Source organism: Tissierella pigra (assembly GCF_018917845.1).
Lineage (GTDB): Bacteria > Bacillota > Clostridia > Tissierellales > Tissierellaceae > Tissierella > Tissierella pigra.
In genome coordinates this window covers 173,568-199,901 of the sequence record NZ_JAHLPJ010000001.1, presented here as the reverse complement: position 1 = coordinate 199,901, position 26,334 = coordinate 173,568, and the positions used below count along the sequence as shown (strand labels likewise).

Genomic DNA, 26,334 nt, shown 5'->3' with positions numbered 1-26,334 from the left:
TTATCCTCCTTATTTAAAGATAATAGGATTATCCTAATTTCCCCTTATATTTTTATATCTTTCTATATTATCATCACTTAAAAATTCATAGGCATTATTTATTTGCTGAAATACCACAGTAGCATCTGGCGATTTATTTAAATCTGGATGATATTCTTTTGCCTTTTTTCTATAGGCAAGTTTTATTTGGTATTTATCTGAATCATAGGAAACTCCTAATAAATCACAGCTCTTTTCATATTTACTTTTAAATTCAATATTGGGATTTACATAACTATTTCCATATTCTGTATTCTGATAATTACCACCGTAACTACTGTAACCACCATACCCACTACTTCCCCTTTGGGCATTTTGATATTCAGCCCATTTTCTGAATCTCTCTTCCCACTCCCTTTGTTGCTCTGCTTGTCTTTGTTGTTGTTCTCTTCTTCTTTTTTCTTCTTCTATTCTTCTATACTTACTGCCATATTCATTAAATGTACCGAATTCTGCTTTTTTACCTTTTATAAGATTATCTGCATGGTCAAATAAATATTCTGTTACCATATACTTTATATATTTCAAATAAGATATAAACTTTGTTCCTAAAATTGGAAATATGAGGAGAAATACAATTCCAAAAAGAGTAAGAGGGTTGAGTAGCAAAGCAGGTCCTAATATCATAATCAATAAACATCCACCCATGGATATAATACCTAATACTCCTCTTCCAACACTTATTACAATTCTCACAATAAACTCTACAACTCCAATAAAAACATCAAATACTACAGAAACTATTTTAGCAATAATATATAAAATATTACCCCATGTCTTTTTTAATATATTCATATAATATTAAACCTCTCTTTATTAAAAGATTCTATGTCCTTTGTTCAAACTTTTCCTTGCATTTCGGACAAGTAACCATGATTTTTCCTTTTTTCTTTGGAACTCTTAAATTTGTACCACAATTTGAACATTTAATATACTTATGGGTTTTGAAATCCTTTGCTTTTCTCTCAGTCCTTTTAAACCATGAATAAATAGGACTCATAAAGGTTGTAAATTTATAGTTCTCCATTCTACGCTTATTTATATCTTTAGAAAATGTCCTGTATATACTTATAACCAATGGAATATATCCAATATAAATTAATACAGGGATATTGGCAAATCTAGCTACTAAAGTCAAGAATAAAGCTAAAAATGTCAATACTACTGAAAGTTGATCTCCACCATATCTACCAGTCATAAACTTATTTAACCATTTCATATACATTACTCCTTATCTATACTTTGTTATATTTTACTATTAATACATTAACTTTGCAACATAACTAGTTTCATTTAACTAAATACTCTACAAACTTTTTAGATGCTGGAGAAAGAGAGACTCCTGTCAATGAACAAATCCCTATACTTCTTTTTGGAATGTTTGGGGCAAGATTAATTTCATATAGGATTCCCTGTGTTAAATAATCCTCTGAAAACTCCTTAACTACACAGGCTAAACCTAAACCTATTTGTGCAAATTCAAGAAGTAAGTCATGAGAACCTAGTTCGATTTCTGGGTTTATTCTTATTCCTTTTGAAAAAAGATATTCCTCTACATATTGTCTTGACCTAGACCTATTATCTAAAAATATTAAAGGATATTTTAAAAGTTCATCATATGTCATGGGTTTTAAAGCCAAATCTTTGTATTTTTCTCCACCTATAAATATATCATGGATATCTTTGCATTTTCTTATAGATAATGATTTATCCTCTATTGGTAAATTGCATATTCCAATATCTATTTCACCTGATTTTATTAAATTTCTAAGGTCATCTGTAGTACGATTAATTATTTTTAGTTTAATTTTAGGATAATCTTTATAAAAACTCTCTAAATATGGTAATAAATAATATCTAGAGATTGTATCACTAACTCCTATCTTTAATTCCCCTTCATTTAAATTTCTTGATTCTTTTATTTTTTTTTCCCCAGTATCTAATAAGCTAATTGCTGAATTCGTATATTCAAATAGAATCTTTCCCTCATTGGTAAGTATTACTCCCTTTGGAATTCTGGTAAAAAGTCTTACTTTTAATTCTTCTTCTAGTTGTGCTATAGATTGACTTACAGCAGGTTGTGTCATATATAATTCTTTAGCAGCCTTTGAAAAGCTTCCACATTCAGCTACTTTATCAAATACTTTATAAAGCTCTAATCTAATAGACATATAACCACTCCTTATGCCTATTATATCATATACCTATTTTACTTATACCTGAAAATATTATATATTAAAATTGTAGGATATGAAAGGAGCGATATAAATGGAAAGAGTAGTAGGAACTGTTATTAGAGGTTTAAGAACACCCATTATTAAAGAAGGAGATAATATCATCGACATAGCAGTGGACTCTGTAATCAAAGCTTCCAAAATAGAAAATTTTACAATTCAAGATAAAGATATAATTGCCATAACAGAATCTCTCGTTGCTCGTGCTCAAGGAAATTATGCCCATATTGATGATATTGCAGAAGATATTAAGGAGAAATTTGGAGATAAAACCATTGGTGTAATATTCCCTATTTTAAGTCGTAATCGTTTTGCCACCATATTAAGAGGCATTGCTAAAGGAGTAAATAAAATAGTACTAATGTTAAGCTACCCCTCAGATGAGGTTGGAAATCATTTAGTAGATATAGACACATTTGATATGACTGGAGTAAATCCTTGGACAGATGTATTAAGTGAAAAAGAATTTAGAAAACATTTTGGCTATACTTTACACCCTTTTACTAATGTAGATTACATCGAATATTATAAATCCATAATTGCTGAATATGAAACTGATTGTGAAATAATTTTCTCCAACAATCCAAAAACTATTTTAGATTATACTAAAAATGTAATTGTATGTGATATTCATACTAGATTTAGAACTAAAAGATTGTTAAAGGAAAATGGAGGAGAAAACATTTATGGACTTGATGATATTTTAACTTCATCTATAAATGGCAGTGGATATAATGAAAAATATGGTTTACTTGGCTCCAATAAATCAACAGAAAACAAAATAAAATTATTCCCTAGGGATTGTCAGCCTGTTGTAGATAAAATCCAAGAATCCATCAAAGAAAAAACAGGTAAAACCGTTGAAGTAATGATTTATGGAGATGGTGCCTTTAAAGACCCTGTAGGAAAAATTTGGGAATTGGCAGACCCTGTAGTTTCTCCTGCTTATACTTCTGGCTTAGAAGGAACTCCTTCAGAAGTAAAATTAAAATATTTAGCAGATGATAAATTTGCCGATTTACAAGGAGATGAATTAAAATCAGCCATATCTAAGTATATTGAAAGTAAAGAATCCTCTTTTACTGAAGGTATGGATTCTCTAGGAACTACTCCTAGAAGACTTACTGATTTAATAGGCTCCCTTTCAGATTTAACCTCTGGTAGTGGAGACAAGGGAACTCCTATAGTTTATATCCAAGGATATTTTGATAAATATATAAAATAGGTCAAAAAGACAGAGGATATTTATCTTCCTCTGTCTTTCTTATATTCAGTTACATTTATATTGTAAAACACTTTATTTTTGTAATAATATTAAATTAATTAGATTGTCTACTTTGGAAGTATCATATCACCTTATATCCTCTTTATTTTTAGATCTTCTTATACTTATTTCCCATTCGTTTTTCATATAGATTTCTCAACTTTTTAATAGCTTCTTCATCCATATCCTTCTTTCTTATTAAAGATGCCTGATTCATATTAAAATAGTTTATGAAATAGTCCTTCGACTCAAGTACCTGATAAAATTGGTCATATTTAATTTTAGATTGACCTTCAATTGCTGTGTTTTTTACAATTAAAAAATCATCATGAAAATCTAATATATCTTGAGAGTCAAATACTCCTGTATTATCAGTTTTTATTCTTTGTTTAGTTCTCCTTTCAACCTTAAAAATCATTGTGCTAAAGGAAACTAATGCAAGTAGAATCCAAAGCATAAAAAACCTTATTATATTAAATTCCCTATCATCAAAGGCAAGTAATGCAGCCATTAAAGCAGCTAATATAATTATAAAAGGAATTATTACTTTGTTCCTTCGAAATGTTGCCACATATAAAAATTTATGATAATCTTCTTTTGTCATACGAGTTTTCACTGTAAATAATTTGTTAGCCATGTCTTCCTCCTAACTTTTCTATCATTTTATCTCAATATATAAAATCTTTATAATATCTTACTGATTACATGGATATAAAATATTAATAATAGTAAGTCTAAAAACAAAGTCACATAAATAAATCTTTTTATTATGTTTTTCTTAGTCAATCCAATAATTGCAAGGATCAATGAAATTATAAAGAATGTAAAATGAAGATATAAAGATATTTTTGTACCCAAAGGAGTAAGAACCATTGGCATCCATAGAATACTAATGATTGCAGATATCATAGATAATATTGGCAGTTTTTCACTTCTCAATTTTATATAGGATTCGCCTATGACTTTAACAAGATTATCAATATCTCCAGCTATTATTTCTTTTTCAGTAAAAGCATATGATTCATTTGTTATGTCTTCAACCTTAATAATGTATTCCTTATTATTTATATTTAAAAGCTTGACATCCTTTATATTTACAATACTTTTAAATGTATTTCCTTTAATTTCAAAACTCTCATTATCTAATCTTTCAATTGAGCATATTAAAGGATTTCTTAAGCTTTTCATTCTATAATCAATATAATATCCAACCCAAGACATTATGGCTAAAAATATCAAAGTAACACCAGCCAATGGTTTGCTATCTATTAACATTATTGAAATAAAAAGACAAACACCTGAAAGAAGTATATTAAAATAAATTCTCTTAGAATATTTAATATATCTAATTACTTCTTTTTTAGGACTCAGTTTAAATGCTACTATGGCATTTTCAAAGCTTTCCTCTGCTTTGTCCTTTGGTTTATAACTCTCATATCTATACTTTAATTCTTTTATAAATCCTATATGCTTGTCCTCTAAATCATATGGTATTTCAAATGTCCTTAATGTCGCTTCTGATTTTCTATTCATCTTAATTATTAGACCATGGCTATTTTCCTTTATCTTTTTTATATCTCTAAAAGGAAATATTAATTGTTGATTCTTTACTTTAACTATTAGCTCATCTTCTCCAATTATAAAATCCAAGGATATAATTTTCTGCTTACTTAGTAATGATTTAATTATGAATATTAAATATAAGATAAAATAGGAAATACCTAATAAAAAAATAAATTTAAGGGGTTTTACTAGATATCCTATAACTAAAAATATAACTGCAATTAAAGTCTTATAGTCTATAAGCAAACCTAGATTTCTTCTTATTATTTCTTTTTTAGTTATCCTGCAGTTATATTCCATAATCATCCCCCATATATTTACTTTTAGTTTTATAAAAAAGCTTGAGCATAATAACTTGTTAATATATTTAATCTCTAATATGTAATTCTCCCATCTTCTTAGATGGGAGATGGATAACATCAACTTAGTAAATACCCGATGTATTTAATAAGTTATGCCAGTATAGAAGTTCTTATATTGTATTCAAGGTCAGTGCCACCTTTAGAGCCTAAACAAACTTGTTCCGCTGGGAATATTTATTTAACTCTAATATAGTCTACATATTTATATTCTAAGTCATCTTGTCTATCTATTTCTGATTCTTTTACTATTTTCCAATCATCTAATAAGTCTAAATTTGGTATGAAAGTATCTGCTCCTTCAAAAGAGTTAAATATTTTAGTTATATACGCTTTATTGCAATAGGAAATGGTTTGTTTAACAATTTCCCCTCCCCCTATTATGAAATTCTCCATGTCATTATTAGGGTTTAATTCCTCTAGCAATGGAAATAAGTCTTCTAAAGAATTAATCACAGTTGCACCTTCAGCTTTATAGTTCTTATCTCTAGTTATTACAATATTTATCCTATTAGGCAATGACTTTTTATCTGGTAAAGACTCAAATGTTTTTCTTCCCATTATAATAATATTTCCCTCTGTAAGTCGTCGAAATCGCTTTAAGTCTTCTGATATTTTATATAGCATATCTCCGTCATATCCAATGTTCCAATTATTATCTACTGCAAAAATTAAAATCATATAGCCTCCTGCAAATTTATTATATAGTTTTATTTTAGAATCCAGATACTATTTCCTCATAGCTTTTTATAGCATATTCTCTACCTGATTCAGTTAGTTTTATTATATCATCTTTTATATAGATTTTCTCCTTATCTTTAAGTTCTTTTATTATTAATTTCATAAATTTCTCATTCCATTGTAGATGCTCCTTAATGGTATAAATCCCACTCTCTAAAGCCTCCTCCTCTTTACCTTCATGGTTATATATATGAAACATTAAAGATTTTCCTGCAAATTCTATTTTTTGTCGTTTTCTTCGACTAACAATAGTTAATAATCCTCTGCTAGGTGAAAATATAAAGACCAACAAGAATACTACTCCTGTCATAACTGCCATAGAGCCTGCTATGGAAACATCTAAAAAGGAAGCCAATTGGTATCCTAAAATTCCATTTAATCCACCAATCAATCCACTTAAAATAATCATACTTTTTAGATTATCTGTAATTAGATATGCTGTAACTGGAGAACCTATCATAAAAGCAATTACTAGAATAGATCCTACAGATTCAAAAGCTCCAACAGCAGTTATTGAGACTATGGTCATCAAACTATAATGTATCAAAGCAGGTGAAAATCCTAAAACAGTTGCTAATGCAGGATCGAATGTTGCTATTTTAAGCTCTTTAAAGAATATTATTACAAATAAAAGATTTATTATTAAAATACCTCCCATGGAATAAATTGCCTTCGCCCCTATATCTATTCCAAATACCTTCATACGGTTGAAAGGTGCAAAGGCAAGCTCTCCTAATAACACAGAGTCTGTATCTAAATGAACCGAACTAGCATACTTAGATATAATTACTATGGCTATACTAAAAAGCAAAGGAAATACTATTCCTATTGCCGAATCTTCAGATACTAGTTTAGTATTATTTAACATCTCTGTTAAAAATACAGTAATAACTCCCATTAAAGCAGCTCCTACTATTAGAAAAGGAGAGGTTAAACTATTTACCATAAAAAATCCAATTACTATTCCTAATAAAATCGTATGGGTTATAGCATCTGACATCATAGACATTTTTCTAAGAACTAAAAATACACCTGGGAGGGAGCACGCTACTGCCACTATAACTGCTATGATTTGAATTTCCATTTGTGGTGACATCTATAACTCCTCCTTTTTAAAATAATTTTCCACATATTCTAATCCCTTTTCAGTAATTGCCCATTTATTGAAGTAATCCTTCTTAGCAAGACCTCTACTTCCTAAGGATTCTAGTTTCTTTGTAAGTTCTTTTGCTGATTTTACAGTCATAGATTTATCTGGTTTTATTATAGAGATATTGTGACTATGATTCAAATCTTCATGATTCATAGCTAAACGATAGAGATTCACTAGAACCTGGTCTTCATTTATGGTCCTTTCCTTCTTTCTATTTCTAAAATATTTCCATATCAAACCTCTATTAGGTGCAAAACATAAACTAAAAATTACTATTATACTTATAACGATTACTATCATTGGACCAGTAGGTAATTTTGAAACTAAAGAGCTTAATATAGTACCAATAACTCCTGATACAGCTCCAAATAGAGCCGATAAAACTACCATAACAGATAATTTATCTGTCCACTGCCTAGCAGCTACAGCTGGGGCTGTAAGCATGGCACTCATTAAGATAACTCCTACAGTTTGCAAGCCTATAATAATAGCTGTTACTATCATAATAAAAAGTAATGTAGTTATTTTTTTGGTAGAAAAGCCAAGACTTTCAGCAAAATCGCTATCAAATGAGACTATTTTAAATTCTTTCCAGAATATGACAATCAAAGTTATTAAAACCACTCCCAATATACCCATTATTTGTATATCTCTCTTTAATAGAGTAGATGCCTGACCAAAGATGAAATTTTCTAAACCTGCTTGATTTGCATTTGGTATTTTTTGAATATAAGTTAAAAGAACAATGCCACCTCCAAAGAATACCGATAGTATCAATGCCAAGGCACTATCAAATTTAATTCTTGAATACTTCACTATGGAAAGAATAATAAATGTAGATAGTAATCCTGAAATCAAAGCTCCTAAAAGAAGTATCTCTGTTCTTTTACTTTGAGTCATTAAAAATGCCAATGCAATTCCTGGTAAGGCAGAGTGAGAAACCGCATCTCCCAATAAACTTTCCTTCCTTATAACAGCAAAGCTTCCCAAAACCCCTGATATTATCCCCAGAAGTGCAGAGCCTAGGGATACAATCTGTAAAGTATAATCTGTTAATATCATATCTAACAACTTTCTCACCTACCTCTTTAAAATTTGCCCTGTACTTCTATAAGTCTTTCTTAGATTTTCATCTGTAAATACTTCACTAACAGGTCCACTGGCTATAATCTGAGTATTTAATAATACCACCCAATCAAAATACTCTTCCACAGTTTGAAGATCATGGTGAACAACTATTATGGTCTTTCCCCTTTCCTTCAATTCCTTTAAAATGGATATTATAGCCTTTTCAGTCTTAGCATCTACACCTTTAAATGGCTCATCCATAAAGTATATATCTGCATCTTGAACCAATGCCCTTGCAAGAAATACTCTCTGCTGCTGTCCTCCAGATAGCTGTGATATTTGTCTATCTGCAAATTCTATCATATTTACCTTTTCTAAGGCTTCTCTTGCCTTTTTCTTATCTTCTTCCTTAGGTCGTTTTATCCATCCTATTTCCCCATATCTCCCCATAAGAACTACATCTAAAACATTTGTAGGAAAGTCCCAGTCTACAGATTCAGACTGGGGTACATATCCTATATGTTTTCTTTGGGACTTATAAGATGCCCCATTAAATAATACATTTCCTGATACTGGCTTTATTAAATCCAACATAGCCTTTATTAAGGTTGACTTTCCTGCTCCGTTAGGTCCTACTACTGCCATTAAAATGGATTTTGGTATATTAAGATCAACGTCCCATAAAACGGGCTTTGCTTCATAGGCAACTGTCATATCTTCGACCTCTATTATATAATCAAGATTCATATTTCATTCCTCCTTGCCAATTATTCAATTATTTTAAGGCATCAATAATTGTATCTATATTTGCCTTAAATGTTCCTATATAGGTTTCATCATCAGTTCCTGCATCACCTGTAGAATCAGAATATAGTTCTCCTCCTATTTCCACTTCAAATCCCTGAGCCTTAACAGCTTCTTGCAATGCTTCAATACTCTTTCGTGGCACTGATGACTCAACAAATATTGCCTTAATCTTTCGTTCCACAATAAACTTTGCCAATTCACGAACATCAGATGTCCCTGCTTCTGAAGCAGTACTTATGCCTTGTAGCCCCTTAACTTCAAACCCATAAGCATTCCCAAAATAATTAAAAGCATCATGGGCAGTTATAAGAACTCTATTTTCCTCGGGAATTTCAGCTATTCTTTTGTTAATATATTCTTCAAGCTTATTAAGCTCTCCTAAGTATTTCTCTAAATTACTCTCAAAATCCTTTGTATGTTCTTCATCTAGTTCTTTAAGTCCTTCTGCCACAGTTTTTGCTGCTTCCTTCCAAAGCTTTACATCAAACCAAATATGAGGGTCGAAGCTTCCAGGACTTGAAACAAAATCAATAAAATTTGATTCATCTATATCTTGTGTCACTGCTAAAACTACTTTCTCACCAGCTTCTATATTTTCAAATATCTCTCCCATTTTTCCCTCTAAATGAAGACCATTATAAACTACCATATCTGCATTTTGCATTAGCTTCACATCTCCTGCACTGGCTTTATATAAATGAGGGTCAACTCCTGGTCCCATTAACCCTTGAACATTTACATATTCTCCTCCAATGGATTTTACAAGGTCTGCTACTAAAGTAGTAGTGGCTACCACCTTATATCCAGTATCATTCTCCTTACTTGGATTTCCACATCCTGTCACAACAGCAGTTAATATGGATACAACCATTATTAAAATCAATATTTTTTTCATTACTTATTCCTCCCTTATTATTTTTGACCCATGGGGACATACCTTGGGATAATTTAAATATTCATCCAATTTTTCTTCCAGCTTTTTATTAGTTACATGCTCTAGTTTTTCTGCTTCATCATGTACTTCCTCAGAATTATATCCTAGTTTCTCCACAAGAAAAACCTCCCATAAAAGATGTCTCCTTCTGATTTTCTTAGCTTCTGTCACTCCGTATTCTGTAAGCTTTATACCTTGATATACTGTATATTCAACATAGCCATCCTGTAATAGTTTTTTTATCATCTCTGATACAGAGGGAGGTGATATATTAAGGGCTGTGGCTATATTCTTATTACTAACTTGCTCCTTGTCACCACCAAGCTCGTATATTGTCTTTAGATAATCTTCTTTGCTTATATTCATATTCTTCCTCCATGGTTATATTATGTTAGGCATGCCTAACTTATGTATATAATACCCTTTCTTTTAGAGTTAACACAAAATATTTAGAATAAAAAAGATAATCTCTGTTTAATACAGAAATCATCTTCTTATTTATTTTATAAATTAAAAGCTTGGGCTATTCTGCTGACTAATGCTTTTATATCTCCACCTTCAAAATAATAGGATAAGCTTAGTTCAGATGTACAGAATTTCTTATATTTCATACCAAATTCTTTTACTATATCGAATATCTCTGATGTGACTTTAGCTTGATTTATTCTCCCAGTACCTACTATGGATATTCTAGTAGTATGGTTTGTTTCCACATCTATAAATCTATCTACATTGTTTACTATATCCTTCTTTATGGAGGGAAATAATTTCATATACTCTTTAGAACATATAAAGGATATATTTATATGTTCATCTATTAAATTGTTTTCTGTCATCCCAATATCTAAATTATATCCTCCTAATATTCTAAATACATTAGATAATTCCTCTATTTTATTTGGAATATTTTTTATCCTTACCTCTACTTGATTATCATCTACCAACAATGATAATATTTTCAATTCTTCCATGCTTTCCCCTCCTATCTTCGTTCCCAACTGTTCTTTGAAGCTATTTCCAACATATATTGGTACTTCATACCTCTTTCCCAAGGCTAAAGCTCTTTTATCAACTACCTTAGCACCTAATCTAGCCATTTCCAGGGCAATATCATAATTTATTTCTGATATCTTACAAGACTCTTTATATAACTTAGGATCAATGGAATATATTCCATCTACATCTGTATATATTTCACAAGGACAGTTAAATTTAGCAGCTAAAGCTACAGCTGTAGTATCAGAACCCCCTCTTCCCAAAGTTGTAATATCTCCTTTTTCATTAACTCCCTGAAACCCTGCTACAATTACTATATTTCCTTCTTCCAAATATTTCTCTATTACATTTTTTTCAATATCTTCTATACTTGCCCTAGTATAATTTCCTTTAGTATTTATTCCAGCTTGTGTTCCTGTTAAAGAAACAGCCTTATGACCCAAAGTATTTAATGCCATGGATAATAAGGATATTGTACGCTGTTCTCCTATGGATAACAATACATCTAATTCTCTTTCCATAGGCTCTGAAGATATTTTTTTTGCTAATTCAAGCAATCCATCTGTATCTTTTCCCATAGCTGAAACTACAACTATAATATTTTTAGTACTTTTCTTTCTTTCAATTATTTTTTTAGCAATTTGAATGATTTTATCAGTAGTTTCTACTGAACTCCCTCCATATTTTTGAATAATCATGAAATCACACCCTTTTTACACTTCTAATCTTGCAGTGAAATAATCTTTCTTGTCTATCTTGAACAACTCTGCCATTCTTTCTAATTTTTCTTTTGATATGGATTTAGTTGTAAATATAATACTCTCTTGCTTTTCGAGCATATTCTCTATAATCCCATTATCCTTAATATATTTTTCTATTTTATCCCCAATATTTTCTTTAGTATCAATTCTCATATAATATTTTCCTTTATATAATCCGTTCATATTATCTAAATTCACATTCATTCCTAAATTTACTTTTGGATAAGTATTGGTTGTAATATCTATTAAATCACTTAAGACCGCATTAGCTGTAGGAAATCTCCCAGCACCTTCCCCAAAAAACCTTAATTCTCCGACCATATTTCCTATAAAAGAGACTAAATTTTTAGCATTATCAACTTTACCTAAATAAGAATCTTGACTCAAAATAACTGGCTCAACAGAAGCATAATATCTATTATGATTTAAAACTGCTGTACCTAATAGCTTAATTGTGCAATTCATATTTTTTATATTTCTTATATCTTTAAAACTTATACTATTGATTCCATAACATGAGATATTATCTTCATTTATCCTGTCTTTAAATGCAATAGTAGATAAAATTCTAAGTTTTCTTCTAGTATCATAGCCTTCAATATCATCAGTAGGGTCTGCTTCTGCATAACCTAAGTTTTGACTTATCTCTAGGGCTTCTGTGAAACTTAAATCATCTGTTACCATCTTTGTCAGTATATAATTTGAAGTTCCATTTAAAATTCCTTTTATTTGTTGTATTTCATTTATATTTATTTGCTCCTGTAATGGTTTTATAATTGGAATTCCTCCACCTACACTAGCTTCATATAGAAAAAACTTGTTATTTTTCCTTGCTAAATCCGTTAACTCCTCTAAATGTTTTGCTACTACAGCTTTATTTGCTGTGATTACATTCTTCCCTCTACTTAATGCTTCCTTTATATATTCATAGGGCTTATCTAAACCACCCATAACTTCAATAATTACATCAATACTATTATCTTCCATTATTTCATGAACATCTGTAGTAAGCTTTCCTCTATTTATTTCTACATCTCTTATTTTCTCTATGTCCTTTACCAGTATCTTAGATATATTAATTTCCTTTTTTATAAGTTTCTCTAAATAGTCCTTTCTTTCTTCTAATATCTGTACAATGCCTACTCCTACTGTTCCCAATCCTAATAATCCAATATTTAACATTGCTACTCCCCTTTCCTTATACTAAATAATATCTTATCCAATTATTTATTAATCTCTGTGAATGATTCCTCCATGTATTTTTAGGTATTACAGAAAAATCATCATCGGGAAAATAATTTTTAGGCAAATTAGGTACTAATCCTTTATTTCTATCTCTCTTATATTCATTTTTCAAAGTATCTGTATTATATTCTGGATGTCCTGTAATATATATTGCCTTTCCTTCCCTTTCAGCTAATATATGTATTCCCACATCATTAGATTTAGATAAAACCTCTAATTCTTTTATATCTCTTATATCCTCCTCTCTAATTTCAAAGTATCTAGAATGTGGGGTGATTATTTCTTGTTCAAGTCCTTTAAATAACGGAGAATTTCTTCCTATGATTTCATGACTAAATATTCCTACTACCTTTTTATCAATGATATGTTTAGGTATTTTATAGTTATAATACAGTCCTGCTACTGCTGCCCAACATAGGTATATAGTGGACTTGACATATTTATTAGAATAATCCATTATAATCTTTAACTCATTCCAATAAGATATATCACCAAAATCCACAAATTCTAGGGGAGCACCTGTTATTATCATGCCATCATAATTTGTATTTTTTATTTGCTCTAATGTTTTATAAGCTATTTCTAAGTAATTCAAACTTGTATTTTTAGGTTTATGTGATTTTACATATAGAAAATCTACTTGTATATCTACAAAACTATTTCCCAATAATTTCAATAGTTGATATTCAGTATCCAATTTATTTGGCATTAAATTTAATATCAATACTTTCAGCGAGTCCTGAAAGTCTCCTTGAAAATTAATGTCTATATTATCCTTTCTTAATAGATCTATTGCTGAAATATTTTCATTGATTACTAGACCCATCTATTACATCCACCTATATATAATCTGTCATTTAAACATTTGATTTCCTTTTTCATCCTTTATTCCTCCTTTTATAATTGAAAAATCCCTTCTAAAATAAGAAGGGATTTTTATATAAAAATATAATTCCGCTTCTTATCTCTCAGCTTTCGCCGCAGGAATTAGCACATTTTTTAAGCCATAGCTTAAAACTGTTGCTGGGTTTCATTGGGCCAGTCCCTCCACCTCTCTAGATAAGAAAATATTAAATTGTAATTAAAAAAACCTTCCTAGCCAATGCTAAGAAGGTAGATTCACGAATCTATATTATCGGCATTAGCAGAACCACCTTGTTAAATAACAGGTTGGTGTAGGGTCATGGAGCTAATTCTCTACCCTAACTCTTGATAAGTAAAGCTATTAAGTTATTAATCATATTAACATAGAGGTGTAAATATGTCAACAATATTTTCCCTATGCCTTAAAATTATATATTGGTTTTATTATATCTACAATCTCAACAGTTTCACCAATATTATTGAGAATTTCCTCAATTGGTTTATATGCAAAAGGAGATTCATCTAAGGTATATTCATTTACTGATGTGGAATATATCCCTTCCATACTTTTTTTAAAATCATCTAAATTGACAGATTCCTTGGCAACGTTTCTGCTCATAAGCCTTCCTGCACCATGAGGTGCTGAATAGTTCCACTCTGGGTTTCCCTTTCCTATGGCGATTATAGAGCCATCTCTCATATTTATAGGGATTAAGACCTTCTCTCCCTCATAAGCTGATATAGCACCTTTTCTAATAATATTATCTTTAAAATTAATATAGTTATGAATGGTTTCAAAGTAGGTAAACTCATGTAATCCTTTTTCAAATAGAGATTGTAAAATAATATCTGCCATCATCTCTCGATTTAAACTTGCATATTCTTGACAAATCTTCATATCATGTAAATATTTTTCTCTATATTCTCCAGTTAAATAACATAGTGCTTTTGGGTAGCTAGGCTGAAGATTATCATATTCCTTTTTCAGTTCTTCAAGCACCTTCTTTATTTCTTTTCTTTTACCTTCTGCTTTATATCCAGTAATTATTTCATCTCTTTTAATAAAATAATCTTCTTTTCCACTACATAAGTCTATGGCCAGTCTTTGATATATTTCTGCAACTTGCTTTCCTAGATTTCTGCTGCCTGAATGGATTACTAAGTATTTGCTGTTCTTACTATCTACTGCAATTTCAATGAAGTGATTGCCCCCTCCTAATGTTCCTATGCTTCTTTCAATTCTTTTAGTATCTTTCAAATCTCTAAAACAATATAAATTATTTAATTTATCAAACTTGAATCTTCTTTCATTATGAGTAGATTTTCCTGATGGGACTCTTTTGTGTATTATATCATCTAATTTAGGTAAATCTATATCTATATTTCCTAGTTCTACAGTAATCATACCACATCCTAAATCTACTCCAACAATATTAGGTATTACCTTATCACCCATACACGCTGTAAATCCAATTACACAACCCATACCTTGATGTACATCAGGCATTATTCTAACCTTAGAGTCCTTAATGAAATCTTGATTTAGTAATTCAATTATCTGCTCCTTTGCACCCTCTTCAAGATTATCAGTAAATACCTTTGCTATATTATATTTTCCTTGTAATTCCACAAAACCACCTCTTCTAAAAACATTTTTCTTTTCCTAATTATCGTGCCATATTTTAAGAGTTTCAAGAACTATCTTTTTACTATTTAGGTCTGCTTCAATATTAGCATCTAAATTTCCACCGTTAAACATATTATTCATTATTATCATTGGACTCCCAAAACTATGCCCTGCGTCCTTATTTTCATAGATCATAACTTCCTTCTTAGCATATTCTTCAATAACTTTAGACATATCTTTTGAATTCCAGACCTCATCATTAGTTCCATAAAATATCAATATCCTTGCATTGGAATCTTCTACCTTAATTCTTGACTCTTCTAGGTTAGAGCTGTTTTTTATAATAGCATCAGAACCTATTATATTTTTATATGGTTTATTTAAACCGTAACAAAGAGACAACTGAATGAATGGTATACCTTTAACTTCTCCATTAAGATATTCTAAGGGCTTACCTTCATATATCCAAGCTGGATTTCCATAATCTATTCCACCAAAAACATAAGATGAAGGAGCAAATAATACAACATTATTGATACTATCATAATATGTAGACATCAATAAAGCTAACTCAGCTCCACGGGAAATGCCTACTATAGTAATCTGATCAATATTTTTACAATTTATTTTTATATAAGAATAAATTTCTTCATATATCTCCAAAGGAACTTTGCTTAGATTTTCAGATTGCCCCTGCTGACCAAAGTAATATACTGCAACAACTTCATATCCATCACTTGATAAATAGTCTGCCATGGTCTCATATATGCTTCCTTCTGACCCGCCAAATGTAATTACAACTCCTTTATGATGGATTTCATTAGGAATATAATGTAGTCCTCTAATATAATCTCCATTTATTTTTTGCTTTACAGTTCTAATATTCTTAGGACTCAGTTTATATAAATCACCTCTCTTAGGATGTTTCTTAAACTCTGAAATTGCTTCAGTAGCTTTTGATTTATTAATATTTCTTGAAATTACTATAAAGGCTACTGCTAATAATATTATGATTAAATTTATTACCAATATCCTTAATTCTCTTTTCATAAAATACCCCCTTTGCTAATTCCACTATCCCCATTCAATTATATTCTTATGTATTAATACCTTCTTTTCTATAATTATATAGTAATTTTATTATATCATAATTACCATGGCTGTTATAAATTGGCATACAAATTTAATTGAACATCAAAAATGTTCAACCCTCCATAGACTTGAACATTTTTTCAATGGAAGAATTACTTTCACTGATTTTTACTAAGTTTATAATGATGAAATTCCTCATTTTCAATCTCAATAATATTTATATACTCAAAGCCACATTTTTGAATTACTCTATTTGAAGGTATATTACGCGTTAAGGCTATTGCATTTAGCACCTCAACATTAGTATTTTCAAATAAATATTTTACTAATCCCTCTGCTGCCTGAGTGGTATATCCTTTAGACCTATAATCTTTTGAAATAGCATAGGCTATCTCTCTATTTGGTAAAGGTAATTCATCCTTTGGTCCTGTACAACACCATCCTATAAACTCATTTGTTTCCTTTAATATAATACCTAGATTCAACCATTGCTCTCCAATGTTTGGAATAGCTTTTAAAAATTTCTCGTTACTTTTCATATGAAAATCTATTAGCCATTTTTTACGTTGCTCCTTTGTCCCTTTCCAATCAGGTAAATAGTCTGTTATTTCAGGTTGTAACGTAAGATTATATAGCTCATCTAAGTCCTCTAATCTAAACTCTCTTAATACTATATCTTTACAATCTATAGTAAAGACTTCTTTTGAACCTATTTCCTCATTATTCATAACTTTACTCTTAGACATAATTATTATTCCTCCTTATTGTTTTTCTTCTTTAAAGATATATTGGCATAACTTTACCTCCTACAAAAAATAAAAAAATTGTAAATGAAATTAGATTTCATTTACAACCTTAATAAATTTATTGTTATTTTATATATGTAAAATAGATAGACAAATGCCTATTTATTATACAAAAAATCCATACATTAAGTATGGTATTTAATAACATAACAAATATAGAAGTATGCAATTTAAAAAATATAATCAATTTATTGTATTTTTTATAGCATAAATTTATAAAAGGTATAAATGCAAAAACTATTTCTTAACATTGATTATCTTAAAAATCAACCTTAATAAACCTATCGTAAATACAATTTTTATGTACAATAGTTATAACTACATTATAAAATAATAGTATTAAACTATACATAAAATAAACTTGTATACTTAATAAGTGAAAAGTATTTTTAAGATTGGTATTAAATTATATTACCCTACAATGTTTGAAATTAGTTTTTTCATAAGATTCTCCTTTTATAACTATAATGAACATATCTTATATCATTGTACCAATATTTACAAGTAAATTCTCTTTTTAGCTTATATTTTTCATTAGAAACTCTAAAAACTTATGAGTTTATAATACCATAATATATAAGATCTTCGTATCGACTATCCTTCATTACATGGTCAATTAAAATTCCTTCTCTTACCATACCTAGCTTTTCTATAACTCTACCAGAAGCAGGATTTGAAGCAAAATAACGGGCGTATACTTTGTGGTACCCTTTAACATTGAAGGCAAATTCTAAAATAGCTTTACTTGCTTCCGTAGCATATCCATTTCCCCAAAACTCTTCACCAATCCAATATGCTATTTCTCCATTATTAAATCGTTGATTATTAGATAATGCTACAGCACCATATAATATTCCTTTCTCCTTATCTGTAATAGCAAACTCATATAACCTGTCAGCATCAAAGTTATCAACGTGAGCTTGTATCCATAATAAAGCACAATCTATGGAGTATGGATAAGGTATATATAATGTATTTTTATAAATATTATAATTATTACAAAGCTTAGTAACAGTTTCTGCATCAGATTTTTCAAATATCCTTAGTACTAGCCTCTCAGTAGTAATTGTTTTATTTTCTTTATCATAAATCATAATTAATCCTCCTTATATAATTTTATTTGTTTATTTCATTAAAATATATGCTATTCTTTCAACCATTCATAAGACAAAATAAAAAGTCCGCCTCAAGCCTTAATGTTTAAAGCTTAGGGCGAACTATATATGTCCGTGGTACCACCTAATTTCAGATATGACTATCTGCACTCTGTCAATACGAGATAAAATATATTATCTGATATTGCTTTCCTTTTAACGGTGGAAAATTCCGTTGAAACCTACTAGGATTATATCTTTTCAGTTCACAACTCAAAGGCTACTTCCACACTTCCTTCACGAAGATTTTCACCAACCATCTTCTCTCTATGCTTCAGGTGAGTATGTACTCCTCCTCGTCAACGTCATTTTGTTCGTGTTCGTTTATATTATGATATTTTATTATGCACCAAAAGTCAATATAATTTTTTGATTTTTAAAAATAGATTTAATAGTCCTACAAAATAAATGATACTCCTTACTTTTAGATTAATAGATACTATATTTTCATTAAGGCTTTTTCTAGTATTTCATAATGCCAGTAATATAAATCCTCTGGTTTTATGGATAAAGCTTTTTCTTTATCAAAAATAATCTTACCATCTATAGCCGTTACACAACTAAAAAAAGGTTCTGCTAATAGTAATGATTTACTTGCATTTTTACTCCATTCTTCAATTGTTATATAATCATTACTACTCAATAGTTGGAGCAAATCGTAAAAGGTTTTCTGCATAACTTTAAGTTTAAAATTAGGACATTCTTTTTTTATAATGTATGAGTCTATTTCTTCCCATAATTTTTCAATATTATTTTGCCTTTTAATTAAACTCTCTTGTGATAAATCTCCTGTACTCATTGCCTCGGAAATTTTTATATCCCATTTTGTAGGTGTCCACGGAAGACTTCTGCTAAAATGAAGAATCCATTTTTCATGGGATATATATTCACCATTTGCTATAAATAAAGCTTCTACCAATTTAGTGACTGCTTCATTCATCATAATATCCAATTTAATTGTTTGTAAATAATATTAATGATTATTATTTGCTACATATTCTCTATCCTGTTTACGGATATATACAGAGCAATCTTTGCTTCTTTCTAATAAACCAAAATCCACAAGATATCTACGTAGCAAGGCATAATCTTCATAGTAATTAACTAATTTATGATTAATTTCTTTTTCGGTATACTCTACTCCATTTTCAAACTCTAAATTAGTTAAATAGTAAAAAAGATTTATTTTGTCACTTTTCCTTCTGGGGAAATTAATGATTCTATTTTCTTTCATCCACTTTTCAACTCCACTGTTTCCCACTGAATTCCCTCCTTTCTACAAAGTATTATCTAAATCAAATTTATGCTCTATATTCTTTTGTATATTCCATCTTCTCTTTCCATAAGATTAAATCCTATTAAATCTCTTCTTATGGTACAAAAGTCGTCATGAAAATCTGCTATTATTAAATTGACTTCCTTTTCTGTATAAGTCCTATTTCTTTCAAAACTTTCTACTATTTTTTCTAAAACTATTTGTTTTTTCTTTTGCTGTACTGGCAAATCCTTTAGTTTGTTGTACTTGAAAAAAGATTCTATTACTTTTTGTCTATATTTTTCTTCTCTTTGATTTAAGATTTCTTCTTCATTTCTATTATCCTTTACTAAATCTTTAAGATTCATTGAAAATATCTTTTCATTTAGTCTATAAACTGTATAGTATTGCTCTTTTTTACATGATACTATATTAGCTTCCATTAATTTTTTAAGATGAAAAGAAATAGTTGAAGCAGATAGTTCTAATCTTTCAGCCAGTAGTTCCACATACATAGGCTCTATCATTAAACTATTTATAATTCTTAATCTAGAGCTATCTGCCAAGCATTTGAAAATCTCTAATGAGTTCATTTTACCACTCCTAATCAATATATCTCTTTAAAATATTCTTTAAATCGACTTTTCAATTCTTCAGCTTCCTGTATTTTTATATCTTCTATTATTACTTCCTTTTCCTCCCCAAACTTTAAAGCTTTTTCTTTATTTATATACCAAGACTTTGTTATCTTATGAAAGAAATCTAGATATTTTTCTTCTAAGTCTACAGATTTATCACTGAAACTAATATTAAACATTTTATAAAATATCTCAACTATATTTAGTCTTATCTTGTCTAAATTAGCCTCATCTAAGCATTCCTTTTTTCGTAGTTCCTCTATGTTTGTTTTATAATTCTCTTGTTTTTCTTCTAAAAAGTTCAAATAATTTTCCTTTAACCAATTTATATCCTTCATCATATTCCCCCCTATGATTTATACTCTTATTGTATACTATTGTGTTTTCTATTTCAATATATATCTATATATTTTTATAACATTTAATTCTATATATATAAAATTAAATTGATTCTAAAGAGGTTTTGTACTAAAATATAATTTGATATATATCAAAATAAACTTAACAGGAGGTATTGATGTGAAATTTACAGACATTATTCCAAATATTTGTGAAGGGTTTCCCTTTGAAAAAGGAGATTTTGTTTTATTGAACTTTTGGGGTGATAATGAAGATCTAAAAATTTTAGATTTGATTTCAGAGAATTTAAGTAAAAAAGGAATCATTCCTTCTAAACATCATTGCTCAAATTCTTTTTTTGAAAAAGTAGTTTTAAATTTAATTGACAATAATCTAGAAACTCCTGAAGAATACTTAAGGTATCTATCTTCTTTTAATCAAGTAATAGATATATTCATGTATCCCCCTAGTTTACCCAATGGAGTTTCTGAATCGAGTATACCTAAATTCAAGAAATATTTAGGTGAATTGTTCAACTCTCTAACTGAAAATAAAAAGTATTATATACAGATTAACGTTCCTACAGAAATAAATGCCTCTAAGGCAGGTTTAGATTATGATATTTATAACTGGGCTTTATGTAATGCTCTGTCTGTAAATTTTCCTAAATTAAAAAAATTTTGTAAAGAAAAAGTCGAAAGCCTTAGAGATAAAAATAGTATAGAAATACTCACTGGAAAAGAATATTCATTAAAATTAGATATTAATAATAGGGAATGGTTTATAGATGATGGGTGTGGAGATTTTCCTCCAGGTGAAGTTTATATAGCTCCTATAGAAAATAATAGTAATGGAGATTTACTAGTCTCCATGGTAAATTTAAAGGGACAAATATATAGAGATGTACTTATGACCTTTAAAGATGGTAAATTTATGAAGTCTTCTTCTAAAAAATTAACTGAATTTTTTAATTCACTACCAGAAAATTTTCGAATCTTATGTGAGTTTGGAATCGGACTAAATCCTGAAGTCAAAGATTTAACAGGTATTTCGTCTATTGACGAAAAATCCTTAGGTACTTATCATATAGGATTGGGAATGAACCATTTATTTGGTGGAGAAAACAACTGTCCATTTCATATGGATTTTGTATTTACCTGTGATGATATAATATTTAGTTAACTGCTGCAATTGATTTTATTCCCTTTGTAGCCTTCCTTCATTGGTAGTATATACATCTGCACCTAGTTCATTACAATAAAAATGTAAATCTATTAATTATAAGATTTACCAATATCATAATTTTTCTTATAAACAATAATTATTAGACAAAGTTTTTCTTTTACTATATACTCTACTATGTTGTGTTAATCTAGTAATTTGCTATTAAATACATATCAGTTTAATCTTATGATTTGTGTTGATAAATCCTTACTTATTATAACTTAAATTGCAGATGTAATACTAAATAAGGAGGGAAAATTATGATGGATATATCTGTAAATGGTTTAAGCTTTTCCTATGACAAAGATGCTATATTGGCTGATATTAATATTGAAGTCAAATCGGGTTCATTTGTATGTCTGTTAGGTCAATCTGGTTGTGGAAAAAGCACTTTTCTTCGTTTACTGGCTGGTTTAGAGAAACCAAGTTCAGGAAAAATCACTATTGGAAATGAACCACTAACAAATGCTAGTCTACAAAGAGGGATGGTATTTCAAGATAGTGGTTTATTCCCTTGGATGAGTGCTGGTGAAAATATTATGATAGCAATCAAACAAAAATTTAAAGATATGAGTGCATCTGATAGAAAAGCAGAAGCTCTTAGAAGAATGAAAGATGTTGGTCTTGATGAGTCTGCTTTCAACAAACTTCCAAAGGAACTGTCGGGAGGTATGCAGCAACGTTGTGCAATTGCTCGTGCATTCAGCATTGACCCTCCAATCCTTTTAATGGATGAACCCTTTGGTGCCTTAGATGCAGTCACTAGATCAAATCTTCAAAATCTAATCTTAGATTTATGGAAACAGGAAACTGTAAATAGAAAAACTATATTTTTTGTTACTCATGATGTAGATGAAGCATTACTTCTAGCAACAGATATTTTTATATTTGGTCAATCTCCAAGTAAAATTATACATAGTCATTCTTTTTGTAGAGAAAAGAAACTAGATAGTAAGTCTATTTACGATGATCCTAATGCAATGGAGTTACGAAATGAGCTAATAAAAATCATATACGATGAAGTTCAGAAAAAATCTAGTAATACATATTAAAAATACATAAGGGGTGTAATGATGAAAAAAGAAGCAAAAATTATTCTACTATTGATTGTAGTATCTTTACTTTCAACTGCTTGTTCTACGAAAAACCTAAACGCTAGTTCCAATGATTTAGGATCAGATAATGAAGTCCTTAAAGTTAAATTAGCAGCACAAGCAACATCTGGTCAAGTATTTCAGTTTTTATCTGAAGACAAAGGATATTTAGAAGAAGAAAAAGTAGATGTTGATCTTGTTTATATAAACAACGGTTCAGATGCCTTTTCTGCCCTAAGTTCAGGACAGGTAGATGTTATTTCTACCTACGGTACAGGTGGTCCTTTGATACAAATTGCAAATGGTCAAGAATTTACTATATTTGGTGGTTATATGATTATTGGAGCAACTCCTGTTTTTGCAATGCCTGATACTGTATATAATAGTGTGGAAGATTTTCGTGGTAAAAAAATTGCTATCATGAGAGGTGGTACACCTGATATTGTATTAAAAGGTATCTTACATGATGCAGGATTTGATCTAGAAAAAGATGTCACATTTATCGAAATGAAAAAGAATACAGATGTAATGGAAGCAGTAAGAAATGGTGAAGCTGACTTTGGATCAGTTTCCACAGGCTTTGAACTTCAAATTGCTGATGCAGGAATGAAAATAGTTTTATGGCCTGATGAACTGTGGCCAAACCATTCATGTTGTCGTATGATTGCTAAAACTAGCTGGTTAAAGGAAAATCCTGAAGCAGCAGAAAGATTACTCCGTGCTTATTTAAGAGCTGAAGCAGATATGCAGCATGATATGAGTCGTGTTGTTGAATTGACAGTTGAAAATTTAGATATGTCTGTTGAAACTGCAGAAAGTTTTTTACTTAGTGAACATATGATTTATGAAACTGATCCTTACAAAAATAGCGTAATAAAGATGTGGGAAAAAATGCAGTCTTTTGGTTATATCAAGGATCCTGCAATTAAAATTGAAGATCATATAGATATAAATCATTATAAATCAGCTTTGGATTCTCTAATAAATGACTATCCTGATAACACATTTTTTAAAGATAAACTAGTTGAATTTAACAGTAATAATTTTTAATTCATAGTATTTATCTATGGCAGAATTGATATGTATATATCAACTCTGCTGTTTTTATAGATGAAAACCTTGGTAATTTAATATTTAAAAGGAGTGTATACTTATATGAAAAAATTTATATCCGATAGATTAGGGGTTATTCTTATCTTTATTGGAATAGTGCTATTTTATGGATTAGGAACGGATTTCCTTGGAATATTTGACCCTTTTTTATTTCCAGGATTCAGTAAAATTATTCCAGGATTTGTTACACACTTTAGCAAGCTTATATTGGGTCTAATAAATTCCTTGGGTCTTCTTGTACCTGCTTATGTTACAGCTGTTATTTTAGGAATAAGTATTGGTGTATTTATTGGATTAAATAAACTGCTTCGAAAGAATATCACCCCCTACATCAATGGCTTTAGTGCAGTTCCTGCTACACTTTTAACACCATTTGCAATTCATATTTTTCCATCATTTCGAATAGCATCTATATTTATTATATTTTTAGGATCATTTTGGCCAATATTAGGTACAACAATTAACGCAGTAATTACTATTGATAAAAAGTATTTAGAAAATGCAGCTACTTTAGAAATAAAAGGTGCAGAAAGGATGTTTAGAGTCATACTTCCGGCTGCCTCACCTACTATATTATCAGGCTGTGCCATTGCACTTAAGTTTTCATTTGTAATGCTAACTGTTGCAGAAATGTTTGGTGCAACTTCTGGTATGGGATATTTTGTCCAGTATTATTCTGATTTTGCTAGATTTGACCTTGTAATTGTTGGTTTTATATTTATGGCTTTAATTTTAGTTTGCATAATGCACCTATTTGATTTAATGAAATCCAAAATTCTTCATTGGACTATAAACGACTAATATTTTTATCACTTAACTATAATTGTTATTTAGGAGGTTATATTTATGTCTAATACTGATCTTATGACTCCAGCTGAAAGAGGAGCAGCTATTGCAAATGGTGTGGAAGTAGATAGATTGCCCTGCAATCCCAATATTGCCAATGGAGTAGCAAGAATTTATGGTTGTAAAATTTCCGAGTTCAATCATAATCCTAAGATTATTGCTGAAGCACAAATGGCAGCATATCGTAAATTTGGATGTGATAGCTTACGTATCTTTACTGATTTATTTACTTGGGCAGAAGCCATGGGTGCGACTGTCATCTTACCAGATGATGATACTGTGGATTTAGTAAAACCTGCAATTTCTCGTATAGAAGACATTGACACATTAACTCCTGCCAATCCATATAAGGATGGTCGATTGCCTATATATTTAGATGCAATGAAATACTTACGAGATCTTGCAAAAGATGAGATAAAATGTTCCGCAGGAGTTGTTGGTCCTTTTACCAATGCCTTTTTCCTTTTCGGAGTGAATGAAACATTAAAACTTATATATAAAAATCCAGAGGCTGTACATAAACTTTGTAAGATTTCCTTAGAAACATGTAAGGCCTATGTAAAAGCTTCTATGGACATTGGATTAAATCCTACAATATCTGAACCCATGTCCTCTTGTACCGTAATTAGTCCTAATACCTTTAGAGAATTTTCTCTGCCATACTTAAAAGAACTTGTTGATTATATAAAAAGCTATGGTAGCAGCCCCATTATTCATATATGTGGTCAAACTGATAAAATTTGGCAGGATCTTGCTGACATAGGTATTGGAGGTATGAGTATAGATAATGTAGCAAGCTTAAAAGATTGTAAAAATACGATTGGTAACCAAACAAAAATTCTAGGAAATGTTGACCCCAGTGGGATTATGTATATTGGAACTCCAAGAGATATTCATGTCAAAACTTTAGAATGTATTTTGGAAGGTTATGATTCACCTAAAGGTTATGTTGTTATGTCTGGTTGCAGTTTACCTATAGATACTCCTTCAGAAAATATTGAAGCCATGATGGAAACTGTTCGAGAAGTAGGCTACCCTGTTGATCCAGAAAAGGTAAAGTATCTTTTAGAACATTATAGCAAATAATCTAAAATCTACTAAAAATATGGGTTTTATAT

At 29.8% G+C, this 26,334-nt stretch carries 28 protein-coding genes, 1 riboswitch and 1 other annotated feature; of the genes, 6 read left to right on the top strand and 22 right to left on the bottom strand.

Annotated elements, in window-relative coordinates:
• Positions 1 to 33: 33 nt before the first annotated feature.
• The 3 genes from KQI41_RS00940 to KQI41_RS00930 form a co-directional block, all read right to left on the bottom strand.
• Positions 34 to 834: a J domain-containing protein gene (locus KQI41_RS00940; protein WP_154441486.1), complete on the bottom strand. Its 801-nt coding sequence runs from the start codon at positions 832 to 834 to the stop codon at positions 34 to 36.
• A gap of 31 nt (positions 835 to 865) precedes the next feature.
• The gene (locus tag KQI41_RS00935) at positions 866 to 1,258 is read right to left on the bottom strand and encodes a hypothetical protein (protein ID WP_154441484.1); all 393 of its coding nucleotides are present in this window, start codon (positions 1,256 to 1,258) and stop codon (positions 866 to 868) included.
• Between the two features lie 70 nt (positions 1,259 to 1,328).
• Positions 1,329 to 2,210 (bottom strand): LysR family transcriptional regulator, encoded by an 882-nt coding sequence (locus tag KQI41_RS00930; protein ID WP_154441482.1) that lies wholly within the window; start codon positions 2,208 to 2,210, stop codon positions 1,329 to 1,331.
• 97 nt (positions 2,211 to 2,307) lie between these two features.
• Here KQI41_RS00930 and KQI41_RS00925 point away from each other — a divergent pair, with 97 nt between their 5' ends.
• A complete protein-coding gene (locus KQI41_RS00925; protein ID WP_154441480.1) occupies positions 2,308 to 3,498 on the top strand; it encodes a coenzyme F420-0:L-glutamate ligase in 1,191 nt (396 codons plus the stop codon).
• 148 nt (positions 3,499 to 3,646) lie between these two features.
• Here KQI41_RS00925 and KQI41_RS00920 read toward each other — a convergent pair whose 3' ends face one another.
• The 19 genes from KQI41_RS00920 to KQI41_RS00830 all read right to left on the bottom strand — a co-directional run bounded on the left by KQI41_RS00920 (position 3,647) and on the right by KQI41_RS00830 (position 20,938).
• Positions 3,647 to 4,174: a YcxB family protein gene (locus KQI41_RS00920; protein ID WP_216584600.1), complete on the bottom strand. Its 528-nt coding sequence runs from the start codon at positions 4,172 to 4,174 to the stop codon at positions 3,647 to 3,649.
• A gap of 47 nt (positions 4,175 to 4,221) precedes the next feature.
• Entirely contained in the window at positions 4,222 to 5,400 is a 1,179-nt protein-coding gene (locus KQI41_RS00915) for a hypothetical protein (RefSeq protein ID WP_216584599.1), read from the bottom strand.
• A 236-nt stretch (positions 5,401 to 5,636) separates the two neighbouring features.
• Positions 5,637 to 6,140, bottom strand: coding sequence for a dihydrofolate reductase (locus KQI41_RS00910; protein ID WP_216584598.1), 504 nt, complete (start codon positions 6,138 to 6,140; stop codon positions 5,637 to 5,639).
• A gap of 34 nt (positions 6,141 to 6,174) precedes the next feature.
• A complete protein-coding gene (locus KQI41_RS00905; RefSeq protein WP_216584597.1) occupies positions 6,175 to 7,296 on the bottom strand; it encodes a metal ABC transporter permease in 1,122 nt (373 codons plus the stop codon).
• Entirely contained in the window at positions 7,297 to 8,415 is a 1,119-nt protein-coding gene (locus KQI41_RS00900) for a metal ABC transporter permease (protein WP_154441523.1), read from the bottom strand.
• Between the two features lie 18 nt (positions 8,416 to 8,433).
• Positions 8,434 to 9,168: a metal ABC transporter ATP-binding protein gene (locus KQI41_RS00895; RefSeq protein WP_154441470.1), complete on the bottom strand. Its 735-nt coding sequence runs from the start codon at positions 9,166 to 9,168 to the stop codon at positions 8,434 to 8,436.
• A gap of 28 nt (positions 9,169 to 9,196) precedes the next feature.
• Complete coding sequence (locus KQI41_RS00890) at positions 9,197 to 10,123, bottom strand: metal ABC transporter solute-binding protein, Zn/Mn family (RefSeq protein ID WP_154441468.1); 927 nt, start codon at positions 10,121 to 10,123, stop codon at positions 9,197 to 9,199.
• A 3-nt stretch (positions 10,124 to 10,126) separates the two neighbouring features.
• Complete coding sequence (locus KQI41_RS00885) at positions 10,127 to 10,528, bottom strand: metal-dependent transcriptional regulator (RefSeq protein ID WP_154441466.1); 402 nt, start codon at positions 10,526 to 10,528, stop codon at positions 10,127 to 10,129.
• Between the two features lie 137 nt (positions 10,529 to 10,665).
• Complete coding sequence (locus KQI41_RS00880; RefSeq protein WP_154441464.1) at positions 10,666 to 11,856, bottom strand: aspartate kinase; 1,191 nt, start codon at positions 11,854 to 11,856, stop codon at positions 10,666 to 10,668.
• A 15-nt stretch (positions 11,857 to 11,871) separates the two neighbouring features.
• Positions 11,872 to 13,101: a homoserine dehydrogenase gene (locus KQI41_RS00875; protein ID WP_154441462.1), complete on the bottom strand. Its 1,230-nt coding sequence runs from the start codon at positions 13,099 to 13,101 to the stop codon at positions 11,872 to 11,874.
• A gap of 16 nt (positions 13,102 to 13,117) precedes the next feature.
• Positions 13,118 to 13,990, bottom strand: a complete 873-nt coding sequence (locus KQI41_RS00870) for a homoserine O-succinyltransferase (RefSeq protein WP_154441460.1) — start codon at positions 13,988 to 13,990, stop codon at positions 13,118 to 13,120.
• 132 nt (positions 13,991 to 14,122) lie between these two features.
• A riboswitch (SAM riboswitch) is annotated at positions 14,123 to 14,230 on the bottom strand.
• A 213-nt stretch (positions 14,231 to 14,443) separates the two neighbouring features.
• On the bottom strand, positions 14,444 to 15,658 hold the full coding sequence (locus KQI41_RS00865; RefSeq protein WP_216584596.1) for an RtcB family protein: 1,215 nt from the start codon (positions 15,656 to 15,658) through the stop codon (positions 14,444 to 14,446).
• A 33-nt stretch (positions 15,659 to 15,691) separates the two neighbouring features.
• A complete protein-coding gene (locus tag KQI41_RS00860; RefSeq protein ID WP_154441458.1) occupies positions 15,692 to 16,705 on the bottom strand; it encodes an acyl-CoA thioester hydrolase/BAAT C-terminal domain-containing protein in 1,014 nt (337 codons plus the stop codon).
• Positions 16,706 to 16,905: 200 nt separating this feature from the next.
• A complete protein-coding gene (locus KQI41_RS00855; RefSeq protein WP_216584595.1) occupies positions 16,906 to 17,493 on the bottom strand; it encodes a GNAT family N-acetyltransferase in 588 nt (195 codons plus the stop codon).
• Positions 17,494 to 18,104: 611 nt separating this feature from the next.
• Positions 18,105 to 18,647 carry a GNAT family N-acetyltransferase gene (locus KQI41_RS00850; protein WP_154439535.1) on the bottom strand — a complete coding sequence of 181 codons (543 nt, stop codon included), beginning with the start codon at positions 18,645 to 18,647 and terminating at the stop codon, positions 18,105 to 18,107.
• A 111-nt stretch (positions 18,648 to 18,758) separates the two neighbouring features.
• Positions 18,759 to 19,019: a binding site (T-box leader), on the bottom strand.
• A gap of 127 nt (positions 19,020 to 19,146) precedes the next feature.
• Positions 19,147 to 19,647, bottom strand: coding sequence for a hypothetical protein (locus KQI41_RS00845; protein WP_154439536.1), 501 nt, complete (start codon positions 19,645 to 19,647; stop codon positions 19,147 to 19,149).
• Positions 19,648 to 19,680: 33 nt separating this feature from the next.
• Complete coding sequence (locus KQI41_RS00840; RefSeq protein WP_326828313.1) at positions 19,681 to 19,968, bottom strand: DUF2087 domain-containing protein; 288 nt, start codon at positions 19,966 to 19,968, stop codon at positions 19,681 to 19,683.
• 47 nt (positions 19,969 to 20,015) lie between these two features.
• The gene (locus KQI41_RS00835; RefSeq protein WP_154439537.1) at positions 20,016 to 20,555 is read right to left on the bottom strand and encodes a DUF2087 domain-containing protein; all 540 of its coding nucleotides are present in this window, start codon (positions 20,553 to 20,555) and stop codon (positions 20,016 to 20,018) included.
• Positions 20,556 to 20,569: 14 nt separating this feature from the next.
• Positions 20,570 to 20,938: a hypothetical protein gene (locus tag KQI41_RS00830; RefSeq protein ID WP_154439538.1), complete on the bottom strand. Its 369-nt coding sequence runs from the start codon at positions 20,936 to 20,938 to the stop codon at positions 20,570 to 20,572.
• A 181-nt stretch (positions 20,939 to 21,119) separates the two neighbouring features.
• On the opposite strand from KQI41_RS00830, the gene KQI41_RS00825 reads away from it, so the two are divergent.
• The 5 genes from KQI41_RS00825 to KQI41_RS00805 all read left to right on the top strand — a co-directional run bounded on the left by KQI41_RS00825 (position 21,120) and on the right by KQI41_RS00805 (position 26,302).
• Positions 21,120 to 22,121, top strand: a complete 1,002-nt coding sequence (locus KQI41_RS00825) for an aminopeptidase (RefSeq protein ID WP_195837935.1) — start codon at positions 21,120 to 21,122, stop codon at positions 22,119 to 22,121.
• A gap of 302 nt (positions 22,122 to 22,423) precedes the next feature.
• Positions 22,424 to 23,215 carry an ABC transporter ATP-binding protein gene (locus KQI41_RS00820; RefSeq protein WP_154439540.1) on the top strand — a complete coding sequence of 264 codons (792 nt, stop codon included), beginning with the start codon at positions 22,424 to 22,426 and terminating at the stop codon, positions 23,213 to 23,215.
• A 21-nt stretch (positions 23,216 to 23,236) separates the two neighbouring features.
• Positions 23,237 to 24,307, top strand: coding sequence for an ABC transporter substrate-binding protein (locus KQI41_RS00815; RefSeq protein ID WP_154439541.1), 1,071 nt, complete (start codon positions 23,237 to 23,239; stop codon positions 24,305 to 24,307).
• A gap of 105 nt (positions 24,308 to 24,412) precedes the next feature.
• Positions 24,413 to 25,171: an ABC transporter permease gene (locus KQI41_RS00810; protein WP_154439542.1), complete on the top strand. Its 759-nt coding sequence runs from the start codon at positions 24,413 to 24,415 to the stop codon at positions 25,169 to 25,171.
• A 45-nt stretch (positions 25,172 to 25,216) separates the two neighbouring features.
• Entirely contained in the window at positions 25,217 to 26,302 is a 1,086-nt protein-coding gene (locus KQI41_RS00805) for a uroporphyrinogen decarboxylase family protein (protein WP_154439543.1), read from the top strand.
• The last annotated feature ends 32 nt before the right edge of the window (positions 26,303 to 26,334 follow it).

What these genes read in the sequence shown, in the direction of transcription:
- KQI41_RS00940 (WP_154441486.1), bottom strand. Translation starts at nt 834, where the DNA reads ATGAATATATTAAAAAAGACATGGGGTAATATTTTATATATTATTGCT.
- KQI41_RS00935 (WP_154441484.1), bottom strand. Translation starts at nt 1,258, where the DNA reads ATGAAATGGTTAAATAAGTTTATGACTGGTAGATATGGTGGAGATCAA.
- KQI41_RS00930 (WP_154441482.1), bottom strand. Translation starts at nt 2,210, where the DNA reads ATGTCTATTAGATTAGAGCTTTATAAAGTATTTGATAAAGTAGCTGAA.
- KQI41_RS00925 (WP_154441480.1), top strand. Translation starts at nt 2,308, where the DNA reads ATGGAAAGAGTAGTAGGAACTGTTATTAGAGGTTTAAGAACACCCATT.
- KQI41_RS00920 (WP_216584600.1), bottom strand. Translation starts at nt 4,174, where the DNA reads ATGGCTAACAAATTATTTACAGTGAAAACTCGTATGACAAAAGAAGAT.
- KQI41_RS00915 (WP_216584599.1), bottom strand. Translation starts at nt 5,400, where the DNA reads ATGGAATATAACTGCAGGATAACTAAAAAAGAAATAATAAGAAGAAAT.
- KQI41_RS00910 (WP_216584598.1), bottom strand. Translation starts at nt 6,140, where the DNA reads ATGATTTTAATTTTTGCAGTAGATAATAATTGGAACATTGGATATGAC.
- KQI41_RS00905 (WP_216584597.1), bottom strand. Translation starts at nt 7,296, where the DNA reads ATGTCACCACAAATGGAAATTCAAATCATAGCAGTTATAGTGGCAGTA.
- KQI41_RS00900 (WP_154441523.1), bottom strand. Translation starts at nt 8,415, where the DNA reads ATGATATTAACAGATTATACTTTACAGATTGTATCCCTAGGCTCTGCA.
- KQI41_RS00895 (WP_154441470.1), bottom strand. Translation starts at nt 9,168, where the DNA reads ATGAATCTTGATTATATAATAGAGGTCGAAGATATGACAGTTGCCTAT.
- KQI41_RS00890 (WP_154441468.1), bottom strand. Translation starts at nt 10,123, where the DNA reads ATGAAAAAAATATTGATTTTAATAATGGTTGTATCCATATTAACTGCT.
- KQI41_RS00885 (WP_154441466.1), bottom strand. Translation starts at nt 10,528, where the DNA reads ATGAATATAAGCAAAGAAGATTATCTAAAGACAATATACGAGCTTGGT.
- KQI41_RS00880 (WP_154441464.1), bottom strand. Translation starts at nt 11,856, where the DNA reads ATGATTATTCAAAAATATGGAGGGAGTTCAGTAGAAACTACTGATAAA.
- KQI41_RS00875 (WP_154441462.1), bottom strand. Translation starts at nt 13,101, where the DNA reads ATGTTAAATATTGGATTATTAGGATTGGGAACAGTAGGAGTAGGCATT.
- KQI41_RS00870 (WP_154441460.1), bottom strand. Translation starts at nt 13,990, where the DNA reads ATGGGTCTAGTAATCAATGAAAATATTTCAGCAATAGATCTATTAAGA.
- KQI41_RS00860 (WP_154441458.1), bottom strand. Translation starts at nt 16,705, where the DNA reads ATGAAAAGAGAATTAAGGATATTGGTAATAAATTTAATCATAATATTA.
- KQI41_RS00855 (WP_216584595.1), bottom strand. Translation starts at nt 17,493, where the DNA reads ATGTCTAAGAGTAAAGTTATGAATAATGAGGAAATAGGTTCAAAAGAA.
- KQI41_RS00850 (WP_154439535.1), bottom strand. Translation starts at nt 18,647, where the DNA reads ATGATTTATGATAAAGAAAATAAAACAATTACTACTGAGAGGCTAGTA.
- KQI41_RS00845 (WP_154439536.1), bottom strand. Translation starts at nt 19,647, where the DNA reads ATGAATGAAGCAGTCACTAAATTGGTAGAAGCTTTATTTATAGCAAAT.
- KQI41_RS00835 (WP_154439537.1), bottom strand. Translation starts at nt 20,555, where the DNA reads ATGAACTCATTAGAGATTTTCAAATGCTTGGCAGATAGCTCTAGATTA.
- KQI41_RS00830 (WP_154439538.1), bottom strand. Translation starts at nt 20,938, where the DNA reads ATGAAGGATATAAATTGGTTAAAGGAAAATTATTTGAACTTTTTAGAA.
- KQI41_RS00820 (WP_154439540.1), top strand. Translation starts at nt 22,424, where the DNA reads ATGATGGATATATCTGTAAATGGTTTAAGCTTTTCCTATGACAAAGAT.
- KQI41_RS00815 (WP_154439541.1), top strand. Translation starts at nt 23,237, where the DNA reads ATGAAAAAAGAAGCAAAAATTATTCTACTATTGATTGTAGTATCTTTA.
- KQI41_RS00810 (WP_154439542.1), top strand. Translation starts at nt 24,413, where the DNA reads ATGAAAAAATTTATATCCGATAGATTAGGGGTTATTCTTATCTTTATT.
- KQI41_RS00805 (WP_154439543.1), top strand. Translation starts at nt 25,217, where the DNA reads ATGTCTAATACTGATCTTATGACTCCAGCTGAAAGAGGAGCAGCTATT.